The organism is Dyadobacter chenhuakuii (assembly GCF_023821985.2).
Classification (GTDB): Bacteria; Bacteroidota; Bacteroidia; order Cytophagales; family Spirosomataceae; genus Dyadobacter; species Dyadobacter chenhuakuii.
In genome coordinates, this window is the sequence record NZ_CP098805.1 from 4,658,227 (window position 1) to 4,682,569 (window position 24,343).

Below are 24,343 nucleotides of genomic sequence, written 5' to 3' on the forward strand. Positions count from 1 at the left end.
ATTTGAGAACATTATTTACACATGACAAGTTGATTAACCTATGAAAAATTCTTCTGATAAAAAAGATCGATTGGAGCGGTTTGTGCGAGATAACAGGGATGGATTTGATACTTTCTTACCGCAAGATTCTTTATGGAGCCAGATCGATAGCAAATTACATAACGAGATTCCGATTGTGCCGGAGCAATCCAAAAAAAAAATTAGGCGACTGAGCAGCCCTTATTTTGACTGGCGCATAGCGGCCGGTGTGTTCCTGGCGCTTGGAATTGGTTTTTTAGTTTACCTCAATAATGAATACGGCATAACCCGCGACCCGAAAGTGGCGCTCAAAGTCCCTACCTATGCCAAGGAATTCAATGCTTACAATGTTGCAATAGACCAGAAAAGAGAGGAGATCATCAAACTCGCGCGGAATAATCCGGAGGTGTATAAAGATTTCTCTGCGGATCTGGAAAGTCTGGAAGTGAGTTATAAAAATCTGCGCTCCAACTTATCGAATGCTCCCAACCAGGAAGCATTACTGGAAGCGATGGTCCAGAACTTACAATGGCAGGTTGACCTGCTCAACCAACAATTAGAAATTTTGCAACGCATTAATAAAGTAAAAAATGGAGACGATAAAGAAGTCGACAGCGCGCCTGTTATTTAGCATGTTTTTCATGCTGCCGCAGCTGTTGCTGGCAGTAAGCCCGGATCCGGAACAGAACGGGCTCATTGAAAAACGAAGGAATATTGTAAAGGTTTTTGATGTTAAAAATAATGACCAGCTTGTCGTTGATAATCAGTTTGGGCAGGTCAAAATCAATCTTTGGAATAAGGAAGAGATTAAGGTTGAGATCATTGTAACGGCGAATGCGCCTACGGACGGCCGCGCTTCGGAATATCTCGGGGCTGTTAGAATCGACGAAAAACGGATCAAGAACCAGATCAACCTGACGACACATATTGACAGGAGCCAGTTTGGAAATAATGGCTGGAACAACAAAAAAGGTGACAAGAACTTCATTCAGATCGATTACACGGTATATATGCCAAAAGAAAATGCGCTGATTGTGCGCAACAAGTTTGGCGACACAGACATTCCTTCCTTTCACGCGCCGCTGACGGTGGATTCACGCTATGGGCATTTCGTAGCCAACATTCTGGATAATGCTGAAAACGTGATCGATGTGCGTTATGGCAGCGCTAAAATTGGGAAAATGGACGGCGGAAAGCTGGAATTCCAATACTCAAACCTGAAACTGGATATGGCTAAAAAAGTGTTCATTACCAACAAGTTCGGCGAGCTGAACATTGGTGATGTGACAAATCTGGATGCCGACATTGATTATTCAGGCGCGAAAATCGGAACCATGCGCGGCTCAGGAAAAATTAAGCTGAACTACTCAGGTAATTTCAAGATTGATCAGCTTACCAATTCAGCGGAAAACATTGACATTCAGGCATCTTACTCGTCGATTATCTTGCCGGCAGATGCAAACCAGTTCAATGTGACGGTTACTTATGGGAATTTCAGTTATCCGTCCTCCAATGTGAATTTTTCCATGCAGCCGGCGAAGGATGATAAAGCTTATAAACAAAAGCAATATCAAGGAAAAGTAGGAACCGGATCAGGAACGCGGATAACCGTCGTATCACGATTTGGTGATGTGAAATTGAAAGATTAATGTGTGTAAGCCAGTCATTTATCTTCAACTAACACATTGTATCTGAAATCCAGCGGATCGAAAAGATCGAACAGCTTTTCGATAAATTGCGGATCATTGATGTAGAAATTCAGCAGATTATCATAGCGTTCCTGGGCGATTCCGTTCGGGAACAGCTTGTTTTTTAGGCTGATCAATTGCGTAATCTCAGACTCGTGGTTGCGCTCTTCGGCTTTAATAATGCGCTTTTCCAGATGTTTCAGCGAATTCAGTAACCGCGTTTGCTCGGCTTTGACAGCTCCGTGCATGGTTTGGTCCACTGCGGTTGCTTTATTTAAAATCGCCTCAAAAATCTCATTAAACGCATTTTTCTGATCTTCCAGACTTAAAATATGCTGTGTATTCCGCTCAACAAATGTCTTCCTTAACGCAACTTCATCCAGAAAAAGATCCTTGTAATTGATCTTCAATTTCTCGACCTTTTTCCCTTGCAAATGATTGATATACAATGCAAAGTTACGCGGCATTAACATGGGAAAGGGTACATTGAAATGCTCAAAAACTCCTTTTAACTGCATCCAGTAAGGCACTTCTGACGGCCCGCCGATATACGCAAGATTTGGTAAGATTACCTCTTCGTATAATGGTCTCAGAACCACATTCGGACTGAAAAATTCGGGATTTTTAGAAGCCAGATCGAGGATTTCCGACTTGGTGAATGTAATGTCTGTATTCAAAACCTGGAAATTGTCGCCGTCACGCGTAATGCGCTCGCGAAGTCCGTCGGCCAGGTAAAAAAGATTGATTTCTCGTGCGTGAAGCGGCGTGTGATAACCCAGTGCATTGAGTTTGCCGGTGGTTTCTGTGACCAGTTTTTCGGAAACTGAGTCGGTGAGTTCTTCCTTAATAATGGGCAGGAAGTGCCGTTTTAAATCTGCGTGATCTGCGTCAAGCGTGATCAGGCCCTGTTTTCCAAACAATTCGTGCATATAACATCGCACTGCATCGGCCAGTGTGGTGTTTTCGAGATAAGCTTTTGCAAACAACATGGGCTTATCCGGCAATTGCTTTAAAATGCTTTCCAGCTCCTTCGGATTCAGGCGGCCCACAGCTCCCTTGTGCTCGCCGGTCCACTTATGCGTTTGTCCAAACAGATGAAAAGTCGCAATTTCTTCAAAATCATGATCTTCCGTGGCCATCCAGTAAATGGGCACGAAATTGTATTCGGGATAAGCCTCCTTTAGTGCTCTCGCAAGCTTTACCGTCGTTACGATTTTATAAATAATGTAAAGCGGGCCGGTGAAAATATTGAGCTGGTGACCTGTTGTGACAGTGAATGTATTTTCCTTTAAAAGGATCGAAAAATCGGGCAGATAAGGAAGTCCTGTGTATTGTTTTTCTAAAACATCAACCAGCGTTTTACGCTTTTCAATATCAAAATTCTGCTTGCTAATGATGGCCTCTTTTGCATTCTCCAAAGTCGGATAAATACTGTAAAACGATTCCAATGCAGGTTTTTGATCGAGATAATCAAGGAGTAATGCAGGAAATTGGCCCGTTGTACGAAGATCCAGGGAATGCAGGGTCATGAAAGGTGGTTTTTCAGTAACTAATAGAGAATCCAACGTAAATTATTTAGCGATATTTTATTCAAACAACCATTAACCTAACGTGAAAACAAAGGATATTGGTTTCCCAAATTTGCGCATTTTGGGGTAGAATAAAAAACCTTTCATCACAACAAAAAAGCCAGACCTTACAAAGGTCCGGCTTTCCATGATTCATTTGGTTTTTAGTTGTGCAGGCATTGTAATCGAGCTTTAAACCCGGCTCTCCGCCCAAAATATTGTTTCAAAAAACATAATCATTCTTGGCAATCAGTTCATCAGCAACGCTGCGGCGCGCATCTTTGAGGTTAACCGGTTCAATTTTCGTAAACCGTTTCAATCCCATCAGCATCACCCGCAGCTCATCGCTTTCTGCAAAGCTTGTGATGGCAGCTCTTCCGGCATTGTTTACCTTCTCAACAGCGCGGTGCAAGTAAATGATAGCCATATCCTGGTGCAGCTTATTGGCATCAACTCCAAGCAACTCAATCCGTTTTTCAACCCGTAACAGCACCGATTCAGCAGCATAAATTTCAATCACCATGTCGGCCAGGTTCATGATAATTTCCTGCTCTTCGGAAAGTTTCATCATGAATTTCTGAACGGCCGCACCCGCCACCATTAAGGCTGCTTTTTTAAGATTTTGAATGACTTTTTTCTCAGTTGCAAAGAGCGTTTCGTCTTCGCTCATGCTGAAATCAGGAATGGACATAATTTCTTTTCCAACCGCCATCGCGGGCCCCATCAGATCGATCTGGCCTTTCATGGCGCGTTTCAGGAGCATATCCACGACGAGGAGCCTGTTGATCTCATTGGTTCCCTCAAAAATCCGGTTAATACGGCTGTCGCGGTAAGCCCGGTCCATAGGCGCATCTGCGGAAAAGCCCATGCCGCCGTAGATTTGAACGCCTTCATCCACCACAAAATCAAGCACTTCTGAGCCATGTACTTTCATAATGGCACATTCAATGGCTAATTCTTCCAGTGCTTTCAGTTTAGATTCCGCGTCTGACATCCCTTTTTCCTGAAAGGTGGAAATCAGGTCATCAATGTTTTGCCCAACGCGGTAAGAAGCTGATTCGGAGGCAAACATTTGCGTAGCCATTTCCGCCAGCTTATGCTTTATCGCACCAAATTGGGAGATAGCCGTGCCAAATTGTTTCCTTTCATTGGCATATGCAATGGCCTGTTGCGTTACTCTTTTGGCACCGCCTAATGCTGCCGCAGCCAATTTGATCCGCCCGATATTAAGAATGTTAACTGCGATCTTAAAGCCGTTTCCGCGTTCTGAAAGCATGTTTTCGACGGGAACCAGGCAATCATTGAAGAAGATCTGCCGCGTATCCGAGCCCTTAATCCCCATTTTATGTTCCGGTGCATTCATTGTAATGCCGCCGGATGACTTTTCAATGATGAAGGCGCTCAGGTTCTTATCAGTTTGTCCGTTTTCTTCAATTTTGGCAAACACAATAAACACATCTGCAAAACCGCCATTGGTAATCCACATTTTCTGGCCGGTAATGGCATAATGTTGACCGTCGGAAGTGAGTATCGCTTTGGTTTTACCAGAGTTGGCATCCGAGCCCGAATCCGGCTCTGTTAAACAATATGCTGCTTTCCATTCACCCGTCGCGAGCTTGGGAAGATATTTGCTTTTTTGTGCTTCATTTCCGTAGTAAAGGATCGGCAATGTGCCGATGCCCGTGTGCGCCGAAAGTGCGACGGAGAATGAATTCCCTGCGCCGGTGGCCTCCGCAACGAGCATGGAAGTGTTGAAGTTCATGCCAAAACCGCCATATTCCTCCGGAACGGCCGTTCCCAGCAAGCCCAGCTCACCGGCTTTGTCCATCAATCCTGAAATCAGCTCGGGACTTTTTGCATGATCAATTTCGTCCAGGATGGGCCATATTTCCTTGCCAAGAAACTCCCTGCAAGTGTCTGCAATCATACGCTGCTCTTCCGTAAACTCCTCAGGAATAAAAATTTGGGACGATAAGGTTTCTTTAATCAAAAATTCACCTCCCTTAATAGACGTCTTATTCGCTTCTGCAACGGCCATATTTTTTAACTTTTATTGATGGTTAAGGCTTGAATTAAGGTATGCTTGCATACTACTTCTTGTATTGCAAATATAAATCATTCGCAGTATTATGCAAGCATACCTTTCGCAAAAACCAAAGGAGAAAAATGGTGATTTAAAGCCTTACTTTTTGAAGATTTTAAACTGTTTTAAGACCGTGCCGTTGCTGTGCAGACGGACGACATAAATGCCCGAAGAAATGTATAATCTGGAAAGATCAATGTTGGCCAGGTCATCGGAAACAGTGACAAATTCCTTTGGAAAATCAATCTTTTTCCCTGAAACTGTAATCAGCTCGTAGGAAATGTCATTAGCGTCCAAACCGGCCGGGAGCTTCACATTAAAAACGCTTTCCACCGGATTCGGGAAAAAACGCCAGTCTTCCAGGTCTTTTGTAATGTTGATAGAATCGCCGTAGGAAATGCTGAACTGGATCGAGTTTGTGACAATCGCCGAATCCTCTTTCGTTGCAGTGACCGTGAGGGTGTACCGGCCGATATAAGGTGCAAATCCGCTGGCATTTTCATAAAGTGCAAACGGAAAATTTTTCGTTTGTGATTTCCTGTTATACGGACCTGTTAAACTGAAATCAACTTTGTCGTAGTCAAAATTTCCGTGTGCATAGATATTCAGGGAGGATGGCAAATCGCTGTGCGCGAGGACGTCATCGCCCGTGAGTTTCCTGATGACACGCTGATCCACTTTGCTTCCGCCTTGCACCAGTTCGAAACGGAACTTGGGGATTTCAACGATCAGTATAAACGGCACTTCCACATATGCTCCTGCATTATCGTAAGCCCTGATAATGAGCCTGTATTCTCCCTCAACTGTTGGCGTTCCGGAAAATGTATTGAGTGCGAAGTTGAGCCAGGATGGGCGGTTTTGTAATGTTATGGAAGAAATATACCCGTCGGGATCACCAAAGATTTCTGTGGGTAAAATGTAGTTAAACGGCATGTTTAACTGGCCATACTTGACCGGTAATGAACCAGCTGCATAAGGCGGCGCATTAAGGAACTGTTTTTCGACGACTTTAATCGTGAAATAGGTTTCCACAAACGCATTCAGATCGTCATATGCTTTCAAACTAATGCGAAATTCACCCAAGCTAGGCGGCGTTCCGGTCAGGACACCATTTGAAAATTTAAGCCAGCCTGGAAGCTCGCTTGCTTCTATTTTGGTCACTTCACCATCTGCATCCTCAAATGCGCCATCGTTGATGGGCAGTGAAAATGGCTCGTTTACAGCAATAGTCTGATTTGAAAAACTGGCATCTACCGTTGGTGGCTTATTGGCATTTTCACGCGTGTCCACACGAACAGTCAGAAATGCTTCCGTGACACCGCCTTCATCATCAATTCCTTTTACCTGAATGCGGTAATCCCCAAGCGTTGCTGGCCGTCCTCTCAGCTGACCGTTTTCAAATTTCAGCCAGGATGGCAAAGTGCCGACCTCCATTCTCACAACCGTTCCGTCGACATCAGAAAAAGTATCAATAGGCAGCTTGTAAGCGAAATCTTTGTTAACCGCAATGATCTGCATCGGCACCGGCTTGAACACATACGGTGGGTAATTAGATGCATCGTCCCAATATTCAGGAGCAAGAATGTCTTCATTCAGACCAATATAAACCGGTTTTGGGTTATTCGGATCGGCGTAAGCACGTTTTCTCCATTCGTCGTAAACAACGTTCATCGGCCCGCTTTTTTCCACAGCTGCCGAAAGCCTGTAACTCACGGAATCGGTATAAACAATGGGTTTCATTGGCTGGCTAAGCCAGGTCTGAGCAGCCTGCCGCAGGAAAGGCTCGGCCCTTGACATGGTGCTCTGTACGGATGCGACAACGGCAACCACATTTGCGCCGTGAGCGAAATTCTCGTTGATCTGTCTTAAATGAGCATTGTTATCAAATACAGTGTTGATAAACAGCTCATTAGCAATTATAAAGTTGGCAGGAGCTGTGCTTTTAATAATATCAACGGACCATCTGTGATCGTGCGTGGCAAGGTCATCATTGATTTTGATACCATTAGATTTTTCATTTAAACTCCTGAAACCCAACGTTCCCCGTACACTGGAAATTCTGTCAAAAACAGAGCCATAGTCAGATACAAATTTGACGTTCGGATCAACCGACTTAACAGCCGTAATCATTTGCTCTGTAAAACGCTTCAGGACAAGGTGACGGTAAATGTACCAGTCCTTACCAGCACGCTGACGGAAGGATTCCGACGGTTCCCAGGGCGTTGCAGGCGGTAACACCTCCTCGAAATTCTTGTGATTGATCCCCCATAAATAATTGAGGCGCTGGAGTTTTTTATAATGTGATATCAAAAACTCCCTGAACCCGGTTATCATGGACCTGGAATAATCGTACACCGCAGGGCTTTCCTTGCCATTTTCGATCAGACTGCCCGGATATTCGCCTTCCTGCGTTCCGGTGGTGGTTATGGAAACGAATAACAGCTGTTTGTTGGTCTGAAGATATTTATATCGCGTAACCGTTTCCTTGACAAATGCTTGTGCTTTTGCCGAGATCGCATCATTATCAAATCCAAATGAAGTATCCTGATATCCACTGATCACCGGCTTGCCCGTGGAGCTCATATGGCTGTCTGAAGGTTCCCAAAAGCCCTTGATCCGCGTGCTATGCCTGCCCAGGTGAATGCGCAGCGCCACTTTCATTCCCAAATCCGTGGCTGTTTTGATTTGCTGGTCGAATTTGTCCCAAAGCGGCTTGTCTGTCGGTGAGGTATAATAGATCTTATCCCAGGGAATGGTAAGATAAACCGCATTCAATCCGTACGCATGTGCCGATCTGATCAGATCCAGCTCAGGGCCCTTTTCGTCTTTATCCAACACATTAAGTAGCATCAGTGCCAGATAGCGCTGGTTGTCCGCCTCGGTCGTTCCGGGACTGGTCTGGGCATAGAGCGTTTGAAAAGAGATAGTCCAAGCCAAAACCACAAAGAATAGCTTCGTGAGCAATTTAGACCCGTACGTAGAATGGTGCATGCTAATAATTTTTATCTATTAATTCGATCCAGTTTCTATAACCATTGTCCACGTTGAACTGACTGGCTACTTCAATGCTTTTTTCACTGCTGGTTGCCGTTTCCCCACTCATTACCGAGCGGATTCCTTTTACCATTTGTTTGATACTAATATCCTGAGTAACAATGCCCATGCCCTCTTTTACAAATTCCGAAACACCACCAGAAGGGAATGAAACAATAGGCTTACCGAGCAGCGCAGCTTCAATCATCACCAAAGGAAACGGGTCCTGCCGGGACGTGAGTAAAAACCCATTTCCCATGTTAAGGTAATTATAATAATCTTCTTTCTGCTTTCCGACAAGGTGAATTTTCGTCGCCGATTTCGAATTCCTGCAACGTTGTTCTGTGTAGTAAACGAGCCCGTCATCAATGCTTGCTCCCACCCATATCAGGTGAACGCGCGGATCGTTAAGTTCTTGTGCAAGATCGGGTAACATATCAAAACCTTTTCTTTCCGAGGTCATTCCTGACAGGATCCATACAAAATCATCGGCCGGAATGCCTAATGCACGTTTCAACTCGGCGGTGCGCTTTTCGTCTTTTTTTACGAGCGTGTGATCGATAAAGGAATAAAGCAGCTCCACATTTTTTCCGCCGGCATCTCTGATCGGCTCACAGGTTGTTTGCGAGCAGCCGATAAGCAGGCTTGAATAATCGATAATGCTTTTGAAATCCGGTGAACTTAAATAGGTGTATGTCAACGGCATTTCATGAAAATGTGTGATCACCGGAATGGAAAATTCCTTGGCAACCACAATCGTTTCGGGCATCATCGTTGTATTTACATACCAAAAATCAGCCTTGAAATCCTTTGCCAGTTTTCTGAGATATTTTAATGTAGGATGAATCCCGAGGTGAAAAGAGATCTTTTCCACCATATTGAAAGTTTTAGGCGCTATAAAAACGGGAATGTCCGAGGGGAACTCTTTCAATAATTCACCATTTGCAAAACTGACAATGCCGATATCAAAGCGGCTTCGGTCAATTTTGTTCACGATATAAAGCAGCATCATTTCCGACCCTGTCCGCGTTGCATAAGGAGTAAAGAAGAGGATCTTTTTCTTAACGTTGTTCATGTACAGCTGTTAGCAGATCAATATTTTCTTCGGGCTTTATCTTATAGAGCCCTTTTTTCAATAGGAGTGTTCGCCAGAAATATTTCAGGATTACCCGTGTCTTGCGCACATATATATGCTGCGTGCGTAGTTCTGTGAATGGGTTTCCGTCTTTTTTTAGATTAAAAGCCATTTTCCAGCCGTAAATAACGGGGATCATGAAAATGTAATGCGCAATGAGCAGCAAATACTGGAACATTCCGTATTGTTTTCTCACCCAAAGGAAGTTGGAAATCTGCATTTGCGTGCTGAAACGGTTGATCCAGGAAATATTTGTCCGCCGGAAAGGATTGTTGTTTTCCAGGTGAATGAACTTGCAGTCTTTGAAATAGCAAAGCTTCCCCAGCTTCCCAAGCCGCCCCGACCATTCCACATCTTCGCCATACATAAAGAAATCATCACTGAACCCGCCTGTTTTCTCAAATCCTTCCCTGCGAAGAAAAATGAAAGCGCCCACAAGCCAGTCATACTGGTCAGGATCGGCATGTTGGGGATCGGGATAAAGCTTTTTCACAACCCTATCTACGGTATTACTGATCGGAAGGATGAAAAATGTGCGGCGGAAGTCGTTAAAACTTTGGTAAAAAGGCATTGGCGTGCCGTCGGCGTAATATTGTAGTGCGCCGCATGCGATAATGTCGGTTCGCACATTCAGGCGTTCGTAGCAGCGGTGAATGACATTATCGGTAATTAATGTATCCGCATTCAGCAGCAGGAAATATTTTCCTCTTGCTACGGCCATTCCCCTGTTATTAGCAATCCCAAAACCGTCGTTAGAAGGCGCGTTAATCCATGTAATCTCCGGATATGCCCTTCTTACTAATTCGCCACCACCGTTTTCCGGATCATTATCAACAACAATAATCTCAAAAGAAATGCCTGAAGTAAACTTATGAATAGAGTCTAAACAATTGATTATGAGCTGAGGCGTCCGATAATTGATAATGATAATGGATACATCCATGCAGAGGTGTGTATGTTTTGGGGCAAAAATAAAGAATCTCCGCCGAAGATGGTTCATTCTTCAACGGAGACCGTAAAATAAGTTATGCAATTACCGAACGGTTTAATTTAACCTTTCAAAAATTCCCGCGACGCCCTGCCCGCCGCCAACACAGGCTGTTACCATGCCGTATTTTTGATTTCTGCGTTCCATTTCATTAAATAACTGCACAGAAAGCCGCGCGCCTGTCGATCCCAACGCATGTCCCAAAGCGATGGCACCACCATTGGGATTCACAATTTCCGGATTAATGTCCAGTTCCTGGATCACTGCCAGCGATTGTGCTGCAAATGCCTCATTCAGTTCTATTTGTTCAATGTCGTTCAGTTTCAATCCCGCCTGTTTCAATGCAATAGGGATAGCAGCCACCGGTCCGATGCCCATTACGCGCGGGTCCACGCCGGCAGTTGCATAGGAAAGCATTTTAGCAATGGGCTTCAAATTCAGCTCCTCCACCATTTTCTCTGACATGACCATTACAAATGCTGCTCCGTCGGAAGTTTGGGATGAATTTCCTGCGGTTACGGTTCCTCCTGCTGCAAAAACGGGTTTGAGTTTATTGAGTGCTTCTAATGTTGTATCCGCTCGTGGCCCTTCATCCTGTTTTACAACAATTTCTTTCGTTTTCTTTTTGCCCGAAGCCGCGTCAAAATAAGTTTCTGTAACAGTTACAGGCACAATTCCATCCGCAAACCAGCCCTCTTTCTGCGCTCTCAATGCTTTCTGGTGTGAGCTGAAAGCGAATTCATCCTGCTTCTCGCGGCTAATGTTGTAATCTTTTGCAACCTGCTCGGCGGTCAGGCCCATGCTTAAATAATAATCCGGGTTGGTATGCGCAATTTCATAGTTCAATGCTGTTTTCCATCCCATTGTAGGAACGAGTGACATGGATTCTGTTCCGCCCGCAATGATACAATCGGCCATTCCGGCATGAATTTTCGCTGACGCCATGGCAATGGCTTCCACGCCGCTGCCGCAATAACGGTTGATCGTAATGCCAGAAACGTTTTTTGGTAATGCGAGCAAAGCCACATAACGACCCATTTGCATGCCCTGCTCCGCTTCTGGCACCGCATTGCCAACAATCACATCGTCTACGCGGGCAGGATCGAGGTTAGGGATTTTTCCAAGCAGATATTTAATGACAGTTGCTCCCAGGTCGTCGGGACGGGTAAAACGGAAGCCTCCCCGGGAAGCTTTTCCGACGGCGCTACGGTAACCGGCAACTATGTATGCATTCATATATGTCTGATTTTAGTTTGGAGCGTAACACAGGCATTGGAGAATAGTATGCCTGCATACCATTGGTAAAAATAGCAATTAATCATAAAACAACAAACCACCGGAATTTGTTTTCCGGTGGTTTGCAATTACCAAGTCTTACTGATGGAACCTTTGATATTTTAAAAATAAATCCGATGTTCTTCGTGCGTTTTGGGCCTTTTAGCGCCGTCCGGCATCACGATCCAAAGGATAATGTAAAACAGGATGATAGGAAATGTTACCGGAATGAAAACGCCCAAAACGAAAAGTACACGGACGATCGTTACATCTATATCCAAATAGTCCGCGATTCCGGATGCTACACCACCTATGATTTTGCTGCTTGTATTGCGAAATAATCTGTTGTTGTTCATGGCTGTGGTTGTTTATTTTTTCTTTGATGATTCAAAGGTACTGTGTATTACATAGTAGTTGAAAATAATTGGTACAAACGGTTCTCTTGCCTGAGTATGGGTGCCTTATTGGTTTGAGCAAACGGTAAAAAAACATTAGAGTTACATTAGGATTCTTCTGATTCATATACAATACTATTTGCAATGAATTACCTTTGAGTTTGAAAATGATAGCTTTGCTGACAATCTGGCACGATTAACGGGCAGGCTCAATTATTTTTCTGTAAATGATCGGTTAAAAACATATACTAAAATCATGTTTAAAATATTTTCAAAGCTGTTCGGCACAAAATCAGAACGGGATTTAAAAGAATTGACTCCCTACGTTGATAAAGTCAATGCCGAATACGCACTCCTGGCTTCTTTAACCAATGATGACCTGCGGGCAAAATCCGAAGGTCTGAAACAACATATTGCCGACAACCTGAAATCCATTGATGATCAGATTGCTGCTTTAAGACAACAAGCTGCTGATGAGCCTAATGTCGATAGCAAAGAAGCGATTTTCAAGAAAATTGATGCGCTTGATCTGGATCGGAATAAAGAACTTGAAAAGATCCTTCTGGATATTTTGCCAAAGGCCTTTGCCATTGTAAAAGAAACGGCGCGCCGCTTCAAGGAAAATGAAAAGCTGGAAGTGACGGCTTCTTTCTTCGACAGGGAAGTGGCAACCAAAAAGTCACACGTTACCATTGAAGGTGACAAAGCTTACTGGAATACAACCTGGGATGTAATTGGACAGCCTATTAAATGGAACATGCTGCATTATGATGTGCAGCTGATCGGTGGTGTGGTTTTGCACCAGGGGAAAATCTCTGAAATGGCGACAGGGGAAGGGAAAACGCTTGTTGCAACGCTTCCCGCATTCCTTAATGCATTGGCAGGAAACGGCGTTCACATTGTAACCGTTAACGATTACCTGGCAAAACGTGATGCGGAATGGAATGCACCTCTTTTTGAATTTCACGGCATGAGCGTCGATTGCATTGACCGCCACCAGCCCAACACCATTGCCCGCAGAAATGCATATAAAGCCTCATTGACTTACGGAACGAATAACGAGTTCGGTTTTGACTATCTGCGTGACAACATGTCACGTACGCCCGAAGAACTCGTTCAGCGCAAGCACCATTTCGCGATGGTCGATGAGGTTGACTCCGTTTTGATCGATGATGCGCGTACGCCATTGATCATCAGCGGCCCAGTGCCAAGAGGTGATGAACAGGAATATCTGGAATTGAAACCACGCGTTTCGCGGATCGTTGAAGCACAGAAAAAGCTGGCGATGGATTTCCTTACCGACGCCAGAAAGAAAATTGCAGCCGGCGATAAAAAAGAAGGAGCATTATCCTTGTTCCGTGCACATCGCGGAATGCCGAAATACAAGCCGTTGATTAAATATCTGAGTGAATCAGGCATTAAGGCGCTCATGCAGGAATCGGAATCGATTTATCTTGCTGAAAACCAAAAGCTGATGCCACAAGCGGATGAACCGCTTTATTTCACAATTGACGAGCGTCATAACAGCATTGAACTAACAGAAAAAGGAATTGACTTCCTGACAGGTGAGTCGGAAGAGACCAACTTCTTTATTCTGCCCGACATTGCGGTTGATCTGGATGCAATTGAAAAAGACGCATCATTGAATGAGCAGGAACGCATTATCAGGAAAGAAGCATTAATCCGCGATTATTCTGTAAAAACAGCACGTATCCACACAGTTAACCAGCTTTTGAAAGCATTTACGCTTTTCGAAAAAGACGTGGAATACGTGATCATGGACGGAAAGGTTAAGATCGTCGATGAGCAGACTGGCCGTATCATGGATGGCCGTCGTTATTCCGACGGTTTGCACCAGGCGATTGAAGCAAAAGAGAATGTGCGCGTTGAAGATGCGACTCAGACTTACGCGACAGTTACCCTTCAAAATTACTTCCGGATGTATCACAAGCTGGCCGGTATGACCGGAACGGCGGAAACGGAAGCAGGTGAATTCTGGGAAATCTACAAACTGGATGTGGTTTCGATTCCTACCAATGTTAATGCGGTTCGGAAAGACCATGAAGATAAAGTGTATCGTTCGGTTCGTGAAAAATACAATGCGGTAACGGATGAAATTGTAGAGCTTGTGGAAGCCGGGCGGCCAGTCTTAGTAGGTACAACTTCGGTTGAAAACTCTGAGATCATCAGCCGGATGCTTACATTAAGAAAAATCCAGCACCAGGTTTTGAATGCCAAGCAACATCAGCGTGAAGCGGAAGTGGTGACAGAAGCCGGTAAGCCGGGAACTGTAACGATTGCAACCAACATGGCTGGTCGTGGAACGGACATTAAGCTTACACCGGAATCGAAAAAAGCGGGCGGACTTGCGATCATTGGTACAGAACGTCACGAAAGCCGTCGTGTAGACAGGCAGTTGCGTGGTCGTTCCGGTCGCCAGGGTGACCCGGGTTCTTCTCAATTCTTTGTCTCGCTGGAAGATAACCTCATGCGTCTCTTCGGTTCCGACCGGATGGCGAAGGTGATGGACCGGATGGGGTTGGAAGAAGGCGAAGTGATCCAGAGCGGAATGATTACCAAATCCATCGAACGCGCGCAGAAAAAGGTTGAGGAAAACAACTTTGGTATGCGGAAGCGTCTTTTGGAATATGATGACGTGATGAACTATCAGCGTGACGCCATTTATACACGTCGCCGCAATGCATTGTTTGGAGAACGTCTGGCCGTTGACATTGCGAATACATTATATGATGTATGTGACGAGTTGGTGGGCTCTGCAACTTCTTATGCAGAACTTGAACTGGCTGTGATCACAACATTAGGAATGGAACTTCCTTACGGCGAGTCGGAATATGGTTCAATGAGGCCTGCGGACCGTTCACAAAAGCTTTATGAAGCAGCTGAGAAGCAATATCAAGAAAAGAATGCCTCGATAGCAACGAAAGCATTACCAGTTTTGAGCTCTATTTACGCAGAACGCGGTGCGACGATCTCTGAAATTATGATCCCGTTCAGCGACGGAATCCGTCAGACGGGCGTTGTAGTGGGCTTGAAAAAGGCTATCGAAAACGAGGGAAGGGAAATCACGACTGAAATGGAGAAAGCCATTGTGCTATCACTGATCGACCAGGAGTGGAAAGAGCATTTGCGTGAGATGGATGATTTGAAACAATCCGTTCAGAATGCGGTGTTTGAGCAAAAGGATCCTTTGTTGATTTACAAATTTGAGTCGGTTGAGCTTTTCAAACGCTTCCTGAGCAAGGTTAACTTTGATATGATCTCCTTCCTGATGAAGGCGGATATTCCTCAGGAAGAGGCGGTTCCGGCTACTGCGGTGCAGCAAACCGTGCGTCGCCCTGCGCCAGCGCCTGAGTTGCATACCAACCGTGAGGAGGATTTTGACCTGGACATGGACGGCGGCCCGAACGAGTACGCCCGTAATATGGAGTCAACCACAAAGGCACAGCCTGTTCGCACCATTAAAATCGCTGACCGGAACCAGAAAGTATCTGTCCAGTATCGCGATGGCCGGATTTTGCGTGATGTGAAATTCAAAAAAGTGGAGCAGGAAGTGAAGAACGGAGATTGCGTTGTGATCGAATAATCATTCATAAAGCATTAATAAATTGTAAAGCCCTGCCCTTCTGAATGGATTGGCAGGGCTTTTGATGGAAAGGAAATCAGTATTTATACGATATTTGTATTTTACAGCAAGTCATTAACGAAACATAACCCTGCATGAGACTGCACAAAGAAGGTTACACCATCATGGCCATTACAGCCATTATATTGATACTGATAAACTTAGGCATATATTATCTGCTGCCTGACGGTTATTGGATTCCAAGATTGGTGTTGATTGGCAGTGTGATCGTATTCTTTCTCGTAGTTCAGTTTTTCCGCGTTCCAAAGCGTGTGGTGTATAAAAGTGACAGACAAATCGTCGCGCCCTGCGATGGAAAAGTTGTGGTAATTGAAGAAGTGGTTGAGAGTGAGTATTTTAAAGGTCCAAGGAGACAAATCAGCATTTTCATGTCTCCACTTAATGTGCATATCAACTGGAACCCGATCAGCGGGGTCATCCAGTATTTTAAATATCATCCCGGATTATATCTTGTTGCGTGGCACCCAAAATCCAGCACAGATAACGAGCGCACAACCGTTGTTATCAAGACCATTGAAGGCATCGAAATCCTTTTCCGCCAGATTGCAGGTGCGGCAGCGCGTCGTATACGCTGGTATGTGAAGGAAGGCGACCAGGTGGAGCAGAGCACGGAAATGGGCTTTATCAAATTTGGCTCACGCGTGGACATTTACCTGCCGCTGGATGCGGAAGTAAAGGTTAATCTGCAAGATAAAACTGTGGGAAGCGTAACCGTGCTGGCGGAATTAAAATAAACGCCAGCTCAAAATCTGCTGTAAAAATCCGGGAACCGCGCTGGGATAAACTACGGCCATAAACACAAATCCGAAGATCGCGCCGACCATGTGCGCGCTGTGGTTCACATAACTCGTTCCGCGCTTGGATTCGTAAAATGAATATCCCAAAAAGAGCAATCCAAAGATAAATCCGGGCATACAGATAAAGAAATACAAACAAACCTGCATCAAAGGCGAATAAAGGATTGCGGCAAAAAGCACGGCTGAAACACCGCCGGACGCACCCAGCGAATTGTATTTGGAATTATTCCGGTGTTTCAGGAATGTCGGAATGTCTGAAACAATGATGCCGACAATGTAAAGGAACAGGAAATAAATGGTGCCGCTCGGCCCAAAGAGCATAGCAAAAAGCCTTTCAATTCCTTCTCCTACAAACCACAAACTGAGCATATTAAAGATCAAATGCCCAAAATCCGCATGAACAAAACCGGATGTTACGAAACGGTAATATTCGTTGCGCTGCGTGACTTTATAAGGATTAAGGATCAGTTTGTCCATTAAACTGTAATTGTTTAATGCATAATAGCTGATTCCGGATGTAATAATGACGAGTATGAGGGTTATGGACATGTTCGGTGTTGAATGTTTGAATAACTGTTACTTTTCGCGCTCAACCAGTTGCTCGGCAAATTGCAGCAATGGTTGCTTTCTTGCTTCATCAATTTTAAGTGCGTGCAGGCTGGAAAGCCCTTTGGAAAAATACTCCTGGATTTTTTGTTCCGTGAATGCACGGATGCCCAGCTTTTCGTAAATGGCTGTAACGCCCGCCACTTTTTCCTGCTTATCGAAATCGGCCAGACCGATCCATTTATCCAGTTCGGCTTTTGATTCCTGATCCGCTTTGGACAATGCTTCAATCAGCAGGAATGTCTTTTTGTTTGAAATAATATCACCGCCTACCTGCTTTCCAAATTTATCGGGATCGCCATAAACATCCAGGAGATCGTCTTTTAATTGAAAACCAATCCCCATATTTTCCCCTGCTGAATAAAGCAACTGAATGGATTCTTCATCAGCACCGCCGATAATCCCGCCAAGTTCCAATGCAAAACCGAGCAAAACCGAAGTTTTCAGGCGGATCATGCCCAGATATTCTTCTTCGGTAACGTCCCAGCGGGTTTCAAAATTCATATCCAGCTGTTGCCCTTCACAAACTTCGGCAGCCGTTTTATTGAATCTTTCCAAAACACGGCGCAGCTTTTCGGCAGGAATGTCCAGCAGCAGATCATAGGCCTTTATTAACATCACATCCCCGGACAAAATCGCCGTGTTCGCATTCCATTTTTCGTGAACCGTCGGCTTTCCCCTTCGTAGCGGCGCCTGGTCCATAATGTCATCGTGCATCAATGTGAAATTGTGAAAAACCTCCACGGCCATAGCCGGTTTCACAGCATTATCCCATTGATCAGAATATATTGAAGCGGCAAGTAATGTCAGCAAAGGGCGGAAACGCTTGCCGCCGAGCGACATAATGTAGCGGATCGGCTCATAAAGCTCAGCGGGATGAGCGCCGTAGGATTGTTTTTCAAACTCAATTTGCAGCGTCTGCAGTAATTGTTCGGGTTTAATCATTCGCAGGGTAAAAAAAGTCCGTTCAGATAAACCTGACGGGTAAAATAGTAACGTCGTGATTTGATCAGATATGTATGCAAAGTAGGGAAAATTAATAACTTTGAGATTCCGCCCATCATATATTAATTCACCCCGCATGCCTTTTCACCAATATTTCAACGGAGAAATCCTTCCTATTGACAGCCCGGTTTTCAAGACCCATGACCTTGGCTTACTCCGCGGTTTTGGCCTTTTTGACTATTTCAGGACTTATAATGGCGTGCCGTTCCGCTGGGATGATTACTGGCAGCGGTTTGAAAATTCGGCGCGTTTGCTGAAACTGACATTGCCCGTAACGCAGCAGGAAACCGCAAAAGTGCTGGCCGATCTGCATGCTATGTCAGGTGAACAAGAAGTTGCTTTCCGTTTTGTATTAACCGGCGGCTATGCACCGGACAGCGTTAATGTTGTTGAGCCTAATTTTCTGATCCGGACTGAGGCTTTGCCCCAGGACAATCCAGCAGGCCGTTTGAAAGGGATTAAAGTCTTGCCTTATGACTATGTACGTGATCTGCCGGAAGTGAAAACGACGAATTACGTGCATATGGTGCTGATGGCCGACGAACTGCGACGCCAGCAAGCAGCCGATTTGCTTTTCCACAAAGAAGGGGAGATTAGCGAGCTGACGCGAAGCAACATCTTCATTTTTCAGGGAGATAAGCTTATTACTTCGGACCGCAACATTCTCAAAGGCATTACCCGAAAAGTGGTTATGGAGCTTGCCAAGCCTCATTTTAAAGTGGAGGTGCGGCCGGTAATGTATAAAGAGGTCATTATGGCTGACGAGGTGTTTACGACCAGCACTACCAAGTGGGTGATGCCCGTGGTGCAGATCGGCGACTTGCCGGTGGGCAATGGTGAGGCCGGAAAACGGACGCTTTTCTTGCAGCAGTTGTTTGAAAAGCTGGTCGCCAGTTGGGGCAAATAAAAAAAGTGGCGAGCCGGTTGGCTGCCACTTTCCGATTCTCGTAATAAGCTAAAATTTATTTAGGTGCATTTGGTGAATCCTTGTTTACGATCGGCCATACGCCAGGTCTTGGAACGCTTACGCCCTTGGTCATGCCTCTTTTCATCTCATCCGGCCCAAAATAGTATAGCGGCCAGCCTTTATAGGTAAGTTGTTTTTTGCCAAAAACATCAATGGTCGCGAACGTTGTTTTGTCGAGATTGGAAGGAAGTCCTTTTACTTCGCTCACTTCGTAAATCGGCCATGTTCCATCTTTCTGCGGATCATTGGTTGTCCAGTTGTTAATGCCAGACGAATCGCGGGCGAATGCATACAATGTTCTGCCCATGCCGTCTACAAAAAACTGCGTTTCTCCAGTTCCTTCCGTCAAATCAGGTTTGTAGGATTTTCCATCGTTCCCCACAAGCTGCGCATTGGCCAGCATAATCGTGTAATCCGTCTTGGCGACAAACCAGATTCCACCTACATTCTCACCTTTCGTTTCACCGGCAGCTGCATCATTTGCGAAATAATACAGCGGCCATCCTTTATAAGTGGTTTGAGGTTTGCCGTCAGCACGGGTAATGTTGGCAAAATCACCGGCCGTAAGGTCGCCATCAATTTTAAGCTTAGAGAGATCGCTTACAGCGAAAACAGGCCAGTTCGACTCGCAGTTGCCTGAGCAATTGGAATTTCCGTTAGCGTCTTTGGAAAAGAAATAGAGCGTTTTGCCGTCCTTATCGGTCAAAATCCTTCCTAATGTGGCATTGTCTTTGAGCTGAATGTCATTGGCGACAGGCGTAGGATCTGTTTCCGGGTCGTCATCCGAGCAGGATATGGCAATGGACATGATCAGGCCCAGGAGAAAAAGCATGCGGGTGAATTGAAATAATTTCATGGGTTCAATTTTTTATTGTTAGAGATGAATTGGATTGTCGTGAATACGAGCAAAGCCATCCGAAGGTTGCGCAACAAAAAAAGCATAACCAATGGCTATGCTTTTCTAAGTGAATGCGAATCGTTTTTCAGCTCCAACCCTGCGCCGTGATCGGCACCCGGCCGTCTCCTTTGGTATGGAGCACTATTTCTTCCTTATCTCCCGTCATGTAGCCTATAAAGCTGATTTTAGGATTGTTTTTAATCAAATCATAAGATGCCTGTGAAACCGTAAAAAGCAGTTCATAGTCCTCACCACCGTTCATGGCCGCCGTGATCGGGCCAATGTTCAGTTCTGAGGCAGCCAGGTAAGTTTGCTCGTCAATTGGAATTCTTTCTTCAAAAACCACCGCACCTACGCCCGATTGGGCACACAAATGCAGCAAATCAGAAGCCAATCCATCCGACACATCGATCATGGAAGTGGGCAGCACACCTGCTTCTGCAAGCTCGTATATGACGTCCATACGTGCTTCCGGCCGAAGCTGGCGCTGGATTACATAATCTTTTCCTTCCAGTTCCGGCTGCATATCAGGATTGGCAAGGAAAACCTGTTTTTCCCTTTCCAGCAATTGCAAACCCAGGTAAGCGCCGCCCAGATCGCCCGTAACACACAGCAGATCATTGGCTTTTGCCGTGTTTCTGTAAGTAATTTTATCCTTTTTAACCTTCCCAAAAACACTTACGGAAATCAAAAGCCCCGATCTTGAAGACGAAGTGTCGCCGCCAACCAGGTCTACATTAAAATCCACACAAGCCGCTTTCATGCCGGCATATAATTCATCAATCGCTTCCAATGAAAACCGGTTGCTTAATGCCAGATTCACAGTGACTTGCCTCGGAATGCCGTTCATCGCCGCAATGTCCGACACATTCACCGAGATGGCTTTGTAACCCAAATGTTTCAAAGGGAAAAAGGTAAGGTCGAAATGCACGCCTTCCAGCAGCATATCCGTTGATAGCAAGCCAAATTCCTCACCCGTATCAATCACCGCTGCATCGTCGCCAATTCCCCTTATCGTATCCGGTAATGTTGTTTTTATTCCGCTGTTTATTCTTTTTATAAGCCCGAATTCCCCCAGGCTGCTTATTTCCGTTCTTGTTTCCATGGTGCAAAATTAGCTAAAAAAAGCGAAGCCACTTCCTGTGGGAAATGGCTTCGTGATATTATAGACTATCTCAAAAGCATTGTAATATGCTAATGGAGAGGATTATGGATTGCTTAATGTGTATTCGTTGATCGTTCCGCCGGTTTTAGGGCTGGATTTCAATCTGGTCAGAATCAATCTGGCGTCGTCCAGGGATGTAATTGTGAATTCAACGGTTCCGCCGCTTCCGGTTGGCTGAGGCGTTAACTCTCTAAGGATCAGCTTAGAATCGCCGTCCAATTCCCAGGTTCCGCTGAATGTGCTGCCGTCGAACTCCGTATAGGAAACCGTTTTCGTGCCTGATGCGTCATTTAATGTCAGTCTGAAAGCCGAATAAGCCGGGACCGCATTGGTTGAGCCTCCTCTGGTGTAGACAACCGTCGGCCCGTGCTTCACAGATTCAGCCGTCCAGGCTTTGGCAATACGCTCTGATACGGGTTTCACTTTTTTCTTACATCCGGTTGCAATCAGGGTCAGTGCCAGTATTGTACACCAAATTAAAGAGTAACTTTTTTTCATATTTCGTTTTCTTGAATTTCCTAAACAGAACGCCAAGTTCTTACATTTTAGTCTTATTATCAAAATATTCATCCAAGATCATTTTTAATTTCTAACCGAAAATCCGTAATCACTAAATTGCAGGCTAAACGGCAGTAATGAAAGAATATACAAAAGCGCAGCTTGCGCTCAGAAACGGGCAGGATAAGGAGGAAATCTGGTGCGCATACAAAGGCATAATCTATGATGTAACCGCATCGCGACTCTGGCGAAACGGGCATCATTATGAGCATTGGGCAGGCCAGGATCTTACCAAGGAACTGGGCGACGCGCCACATTCGGAAAAGGTTTTTAAGCGCTTCAATGCCATCGGAAAATTACAGTCCTGAAAAGCCAGCCCATCCAGACGACATTATCATTACAGCTGAACGCCAGACACATTTATGCAGCAAACCTATTTAATAGCGGATAGCGGATCTACGAAAACCGACTGGGTCATAAAAGGTCCGGAAGGGGAACATTCGTTTCAGTCCGCCGGCATCAATCCATTTTATCAGACTGCGGAGGAAATTATTCCGGTTCTTGAAAGGGAAGTCGTTCCTAATCTGATCGGGACGATCGATAAAATATACTTTTTCGGAGCTGGCTGTGCCGATCAAAAGACAAGTAAGCCCGTTTTTGATGCATTAAGCAAATGTGTTTCTTCTGCTGACATCATTGAAGTTGCGTCCGATATGCTGGGCGCGGCGCGTGGCTTGTGTGGGCATGAGCCGGGTTTGGCGTGTATTTTAGGGACGGGTGCAAACAATGCATATTATGATGGCACCAACATTGTTCGTTCCATTGGCTCGCTGGGTTTCTGGCTCGGCGATGAGGGAAGTGGTTCCTATCTGGGAAAAACATTGGTTGTTCATTTCCTGCAAAATGAGCTGCCTACCGATTTGCATGCGCATTTTACAACTCAATTTCCGGACCTGAACCGACTTTCGGTTTTGGATAATGCTTACAAAAAACCCTATCCTAACCGCTATTTTGCATCGTTTTCAACATTCATTGCAGCGCATAGGGAGCATTTATTCTTGCAGAATATGATCGAAAACGCTTTCACGCTTTTTGCTGAAAAATACATTTGCAAGCATAGCGAAGCAACAATGGTCCCGGTCCATTTCACCGGTTCTATTGCCTTTTATTATCAGGATATTTTAAAAAATGTTTTGGAAAAAAAAGGACTAAAACCCGGACGCATTCTGCGCTCGCCGCTGGAAGGACTTTTGCAGTATTATTCCTGATCTGCTACAATAAAAAAAGCATCGAACGTTAATCCTGCGCCATGTCACGACGAACCATTCAGTCACTCACCGTTTTTTCTGCCTTGCTCATCATTGGTGTGGTGATTACGCAGATCTATTGGGTGAAGCAGGCGCTGGATCTCAGGCACAGGGAATTTAACCAAAATGCGCACGTCGCATTGCAGGACGTGGCGACCAAGCTTGCGAAGGTGAATGGCGTTATGCAAAGCGTCAACCCCGTGGAGCAGCTGTCGCCGCAATATTTTCTCGTAAATACCAACGCGACCACGCAGCCGGAACTCCTCGAAAATTTTATCAAAGACAGTTTTCAAAAAAATAACCTGATCACCGATTTTGAAGTCGGGATTTATGATTGTACGACCAACCGGATGCGCTATGGCATGTCACTGAGCACCAAAAACAATGATAAAATCCCCACGCCGACTTCGAATTGGATCAAAACAGATAAATATCCCTATTATTTCGGTGTTCGTTTTCCTGAGCAGGACAGTTATTTTGCCGGCACCATTAATGGCGCAATCTGGTCTTCTGTGCTGGTTTTGGTGGCGGTCTCGTTTTTTGCTTATGCGCTTTTTGTGATTTTAAGACAAAAACAATTGTCGGAAGTGCAGCGGGATTTTGTCAATAATATGACGCATGAGCTGCAAACGCCCATTTCAACGATTCGCATTGCGGCAGATGTTCTAAACTCGGATAACATTGTAAACCAGCCAAAACGACATCAGAGATATGTTCAGATCGTGCAGGACGAGATTTTGCGATTGCAGGGACAGGTTGAAATGGTGCTTTCAATGGCCAAAGCCGAGCGTAATGCTTTGACATTACAAAAGGAAGTGATGCGCGCGGAAGACATTATCGAATCAGTTTTGCTGCCTTTTGAAAACAAAATAACCTTTCTGAACAAAGCTGAGAACACATTGATCGAAGCGGACCCATTCCATTTCAGATGTATGATCAACAACCTGATTGACAATGCATTAAAATATTCCAATGACACTCCGGACGTAAGGATTGAAACCTATAATAAGGGCAAATGTCTGTTTATAGCTGTTCAGGACCATGGCATCGGGATTGCACCGGAATATCGCAAGAAAATTTTCAACCAGTTTTTCCGCGTTCCTTATGGCGATGTGCATAATGCGAAAGGGTTTGGCATCGGCCTCAGTTACGTAAAACAGATCGTCCGGTCGCATAACTGGAAACTGGACCTGGAAAGTGAACTGGGAAAGGGAAGCACATTTAAAATATCAATTCCTCAGAAATAAGCCTAA

Annotated in this window: 20 protein-coding genes; 8 read left to right on the plus strand and 12 right to left on the minus strand. The window is 45.0% G+C overall.

Translation table 11 applies throughout. The annotated features are described in order from the left end of the window. Nucleotides 1-40 precede the first annotated feature (40 nt). Complete coding sequence (locus tag NFI80_RS19380; RefSeq protein WP_235160997.1) at nt 41-649, plus strand: hypothetical protein; 609 nt, start codon at nt 41-43, stop codon at nt 647-649. Further along, nucleotides 609-1,667, plus strand: a complete 1,059-nt coding sequence (locus NFI80_RS19385; RefSeq protein WP_233799101.1) for a hypothetical protein — start codon at nt 609-611, stop codon at nt 1,665-1,667. The genes NFI80_RS19380 and NFI80_RS19385 overlap by 41 nt, the downstream gene beginning before the upstream one ends. A 14-nt stretch (nt 1,668-1,681) precedes the next feature. Here NFI80_RS19385 and bshC read toward each other — a convergent pair whose 3' ends face one another. The 7 genes from bshC to NFI80_RS19420 form a co-directional block, all read right to left on the minus strand. Further along, entirely contained in the window at nt 1,682-3,235 is a 1,554-nt protein-coding gene (gene bshC / locus NFI80_RS19390; protein ID WP_235165869.1) for a bacillithiol biosynthesis cysteine-adding enzyme BshC, read from the minus strand. A gap of 262 nt (nt 3,236-3,497) precedes the next feature. Further along, complete coding sequence (locus tag NFI80_RS19395) at nt 3,498-5,312, minus strand: acyl-CoA dehydrogenase FadE (protein WP_235165872.1); 1,815 nt, start codon at nt 5,310-5,312, stop codon at nt 3,498-3,500. Between the two features lie 144 nt (nt 5,313-5,456). Next, nucleotides 5,457-8,348, minus strand: a complete 2,892-nt coding sequence (locus tag NFI80_RS19400) for a putative Ig domain-containing protein (RefSeq protein ID WP_235165874.1) — start codon at nt 8,346-8,348, stop codon at nt 5,457-5,459. A 1-nt stretch (nt 8,349) separates the two neighbouring features. Next, complete coding sequence (locus tag NFI80_RS19405) at nt 8,350-9,465, minus strand: glycosyltransferase (protein ID WP_235165875.1); 1,116 nt, start codon at nt 9,463-9,465, stop codon at nt 8,350-8,352. Continuing rightward, on the minus strand, nt 9,452-10,468 hold the full coding sequence (locus NFI80_RS19410; RefSeq protein ID WP_235165876.1) for a glycosyltransferase family 2 protein: 1,017 nt from the start codon (nt 10,466-10,468) through the stop codon (nt 9,452-9,454). Before NFI80_RS19410 ends, NFI80_RS19405 begins: the two co-directional genes overlap by 14 nt. Before the next feature lie 102 nt (nt 10,469-10,570). Beyond that, entirely contained in the window at nt 10,571-11,749 is a 1,179-nt protein-coding gene (locus tag NFI80_RS19415) for an acetyl-CoA C-acyltransferase (protein ID WP_235165878.1), read from the minus strand. A gap of 161 nt (nt 11,750-11,910) precedes the next feature. Next, nucleotides 11,911-12,144, minus strand: a complete 234-nt coding sequence (locus NFI80_RS19420) for a PspC domain-containing protein (RefSeq protein WP_235165879.1) — start codon at nt 12,142-12,144, stop codon at nt 11,911-11,913. Between the two features lie 295 nt (nt 12,145-12,439). On the opposite strand from NFI80_RS19420, the gene secA reads away from it, so the two are divergent. Together secA and NFI80_RS19430 are read left to right on the plus strand one after the other, a co-directional pair. Beyond that, nucleotides 12,440-15,787, plus strand: coding sequence for a preprotein translocase subunit SecA (gene secA / locus NFI80_RS19425; RefSeq protein WP_235165881.1), 3,348 nt, complete (start codon nt 12,440-12,442; stop codon nt 15,785-15,787). 134 nt (nt 15,788-15,921) lie between these two features. Further along, nucleotides 15,922-16,581 (plus strand): phosphatidylserine decarboxylase family protein, encoded by a 660-nt coding sequence (locus tag NFI80_RS19430; RefSeq protein WP_026632009.1) that lies wholly within the window; start codon nt 15,922-15,924, stop codon nt 16,579-16,581. Here NFI80_RS19430 and NFI80_RS19435 read toward each other — a convergent pair. Both NFI80_RS19435 and NFI80_RS19440 read right to left on the minus strand, forming a co-directional pair. After that, nucleotides 16,573-17,193 (minus strand): rhomboid family intramembrane serine protease, encoded by a 621-nt coding sequence (locus tag NFI80_RS19435; protein WP_026632010.1) that lies wholly within the window; start codon nt 17,191-17,193, stop codon nt 16,573-16,575. The two genes, NFI80_RS19430 and NFI80_RS19435, sit on opposite strands and share 9 nt — an antisense overlap. A 27-nt stretch (nt 17,194-17,220) precedes the next feature. Further along, nucleotides 17,221-18,192, minus strand: a complete 972-nt coding sequence (locus NFI80_RS19440; protein WP_374759698.1) for a polyprenyl synthetase family protein — start codon at nt 18,190-18,192, stop codon at nt 17,221-17,223. 139 nt (nt 18,193-18,331) lie between these two features. Between NFI80_RS19440 and NFI80_RS19445 the strand changes: the two genes are divergently transcribed. Continuing rightward, the gene (locus NFI80_RS19445) at nt 18,332-19,162 is read left to right on the plus strand and encodes an aminotransferase class IV (protein ID WP_235165884.1); all 831 of its coding nucleotides are present in this window, start codon (nt 18,332-18,334) and stop codon (nt 19,160-19,162) included. A 55-nt stretch (nt 19,163-19,217) separates the two neighbouring features. On the opposite strand, the gene NFI80_RS19450 is transcribed toward NFI80_RS19445, so the two are convergent. The 3 genes from NFI80_RS19450 to NFI80_RS19460 all read right to left on the minus strand — a co-directional run bounded on the left by NFI80_RS19450 (nt 19,218) and on the right by NFI80_RS19460 (nt 21,708). Further along, nucleotides 19,218-20,078 (minus strand): hypothetical protein, encoded by an 861-nt coding sequence (locus NFI80_RS19450; protein WP_235165885.1) that lies wholly within the window; start codon nt 20,076-20,078, stop codon nt 19,218-19,220. A 127-nt stretch (nt 20,079-20,205) separates the two neighbouring features. Next, nucleotides 20,206-21,225, minus strand: coding sequence for a thiamine-phosphate kinase (gene thiL / locus NFI80_RS19455; RefSeq protein ID WP_235165886.1), 1,020 nt, complete (start codon nt 21,223-21,225; stop codon nt 20,206-20,208). A gap of 102 nt (nt 21,226-21,327) precedes the next feature. Further along, complete coding sequence (locus tag NFI80_RS19460) at nt 21,328-21,708, minus strand: lipocalin family protein (RefSeq protein ID WP_254414156.1); 381 nt, start codon at nt 21,706-21,708, stop codon at nt 21,328-21,330. A 212-nt stretch (nt 21,709-21,920) separates the two neighbouring features. On the opposite strand from NFI80_RS19460, the gene NFI80_RS19465 reads away from it, so the two are divergent. From NFI80_RS19465 to NFI80_RS19475, 3 genes are read left to right on the plus strand one after another with little or no spacing between them, the layout of a single operon-like run. Beyond that, complete coding sequence (locus NFI80_RS19465; RefSeq protein WP_233799087.1) at nt 21,921-22,151, plus strand: cytochrome b5 domain-containing protein; 231 nt, start codon at nt 21,921-21,923, stop codon at nt 22,149-22,151. Between the two features lie 54 nt (nt 22,152-22,205). Continuing rightward, nucleotides 22,206-23,051, plus strand: coding sequence for an N-acetylglucosamine kinase (locus NFI80_RS19470; RefSeq protein ID WP_235165888.1), 846 nt, complete (start codon nt 22,206-22,208; stop codon nt 23,049-23,051). Nucleotides 23,052-23,092: 41 nt separating this feature from the next. Then, nucleotides 23,093-24,337, plus strand: a complete 1,245-nt coding sequence (locus NFI80_RS19475; protein WP_026632018.1) for a sensor histidine kinase — start codon at nt 23,093-23,095, stop codon at nt 24,335-24,337. The last annotated feature ends 6 nt before the right edge of the window (nt 24,338-24,343 follow it).

Bases quoted from the DNA above. Each gene is read 5' to 3' on its own strand.
- NFI80_RS19380 (WP_235160997.1), top strand. From the start codon at position 41: ATGAAAAATTCTTCTGATAAAAAAGATCGATTGGAGCGGTTTGTGCGA.
- NFI80_RS19385 (WP_233799101.1), top strand. From the start codon at position 609: ATGGAGACGATAAAGAAGTCGACAGCGCGCCTGTTATTTAGCATGTTT.
- bshC (WP_235165869.1), bottom strand. From the start codon at position 3,235: ATGACCCTGCATTCCCTGGATCTTCGTACAACGGGCCAATTTCCTGCA.
- NFI80_RS19395 (WP_235165872.1), bottom strand. From the start codon at position 5,312: ATGGCCGTTGCAGAAGCGAATAAGACGTCTATTAAGGGAGGTGAATTT.
- NFI80_RS19400 (WP_235165874.1), bottom strand. From the start codon at position 8,348: ATGCACCATTCTACGTACGGGTCTAAATTGCTCACGAAGCTATTCTTT.
- NFI80_RS19405 (WP_235165875.1), bottom strand. From the start codon at position 9,465: ATGAACAACGTTAAGAAAAAGATCCTCTTCTTTACTCCTTATGCAACG.
- NFI80_RS19410 (WP_235165876.1), bottom strand. From the start codon at position 10,468: ATGGATGTATCCATTATCATTATCAATTATCGGACGCCTCAGCTCATA.
- NFI80_RS19415 (WP_235165878.1), bottom strand. From the start codon at position 11,749: ATGAATGCATACATAGTTGCCGGTTACCGTAGCGCCGTCGGAAAAGCT.
- NFI80_RS19420 (WP_235165879.1), bottom strand. From the start codon at position 12,144: ATGAACAACAACAGATTATTTCGCAATACAAGCAGCAAAATCATAGGT.
- secA (WP_235165881.1), top strand. From the start codon at position 12,440: ATGTTTAAAATATTTTCAAAGCTGTTCGGCACAAAATCAGAACGGGAT.
- NFI80_RS19430 (WP_026632009.1), top strand. From the start codon at position 15,922: ATGAGACTGCACAAAGAAGGTTACACCATCATGGCCATTACAGCCATT.
- NFI80_RS19435 (WP_026632010.1), bottom strand. From the start codon at position 17,193: ATGTCCATAACCCTCATACTCGTCATTATTACATCCGGAATCAGCTAT.
- NFI80_RS19445 (WP_235165884.1), top strand. From the start codon at position 18,332: ATGCCTTTTCACCAATATTTCAACGGAGAAATCCTTCCTATTGACAGC.
- NFI80_RS19450 (WP_235165885.1), bottom strand. From the start codon at position 20,078: ATGAAATTATTTCAATTCACCCGCATGCTTTTTCTCCTGGGCCTGATC.
- thiL (WP_235165886.1), bottom strand. From the start codon at position 21,225: ATGGAAACAAGAACGGAAATAAGCAGCCTGGGGGAATTCGGGCTTATA.
- NFI80_RS19465 (WP_233799087.1), top strand. From the start codon at position 21,921: ATGAAAGAATATACAAAAGCGCAGCTTGCGCTCAGAAACGGGCAGGAT.
- NFI80_RS19470 (WP_235165888.1), top strand. From the start codon at position 22,206: ATGCAGCAAACCTATTTAATAGCGGATAGCGGATCTACGAAAACCGAC.
- NFI80_RS19475 (WP_026632018.1), top strand. From the start codon at position 23,093: ATGTCACGACGAACCATTCAGTCACTCACCGTTTTTTCTGCCTTGCTC.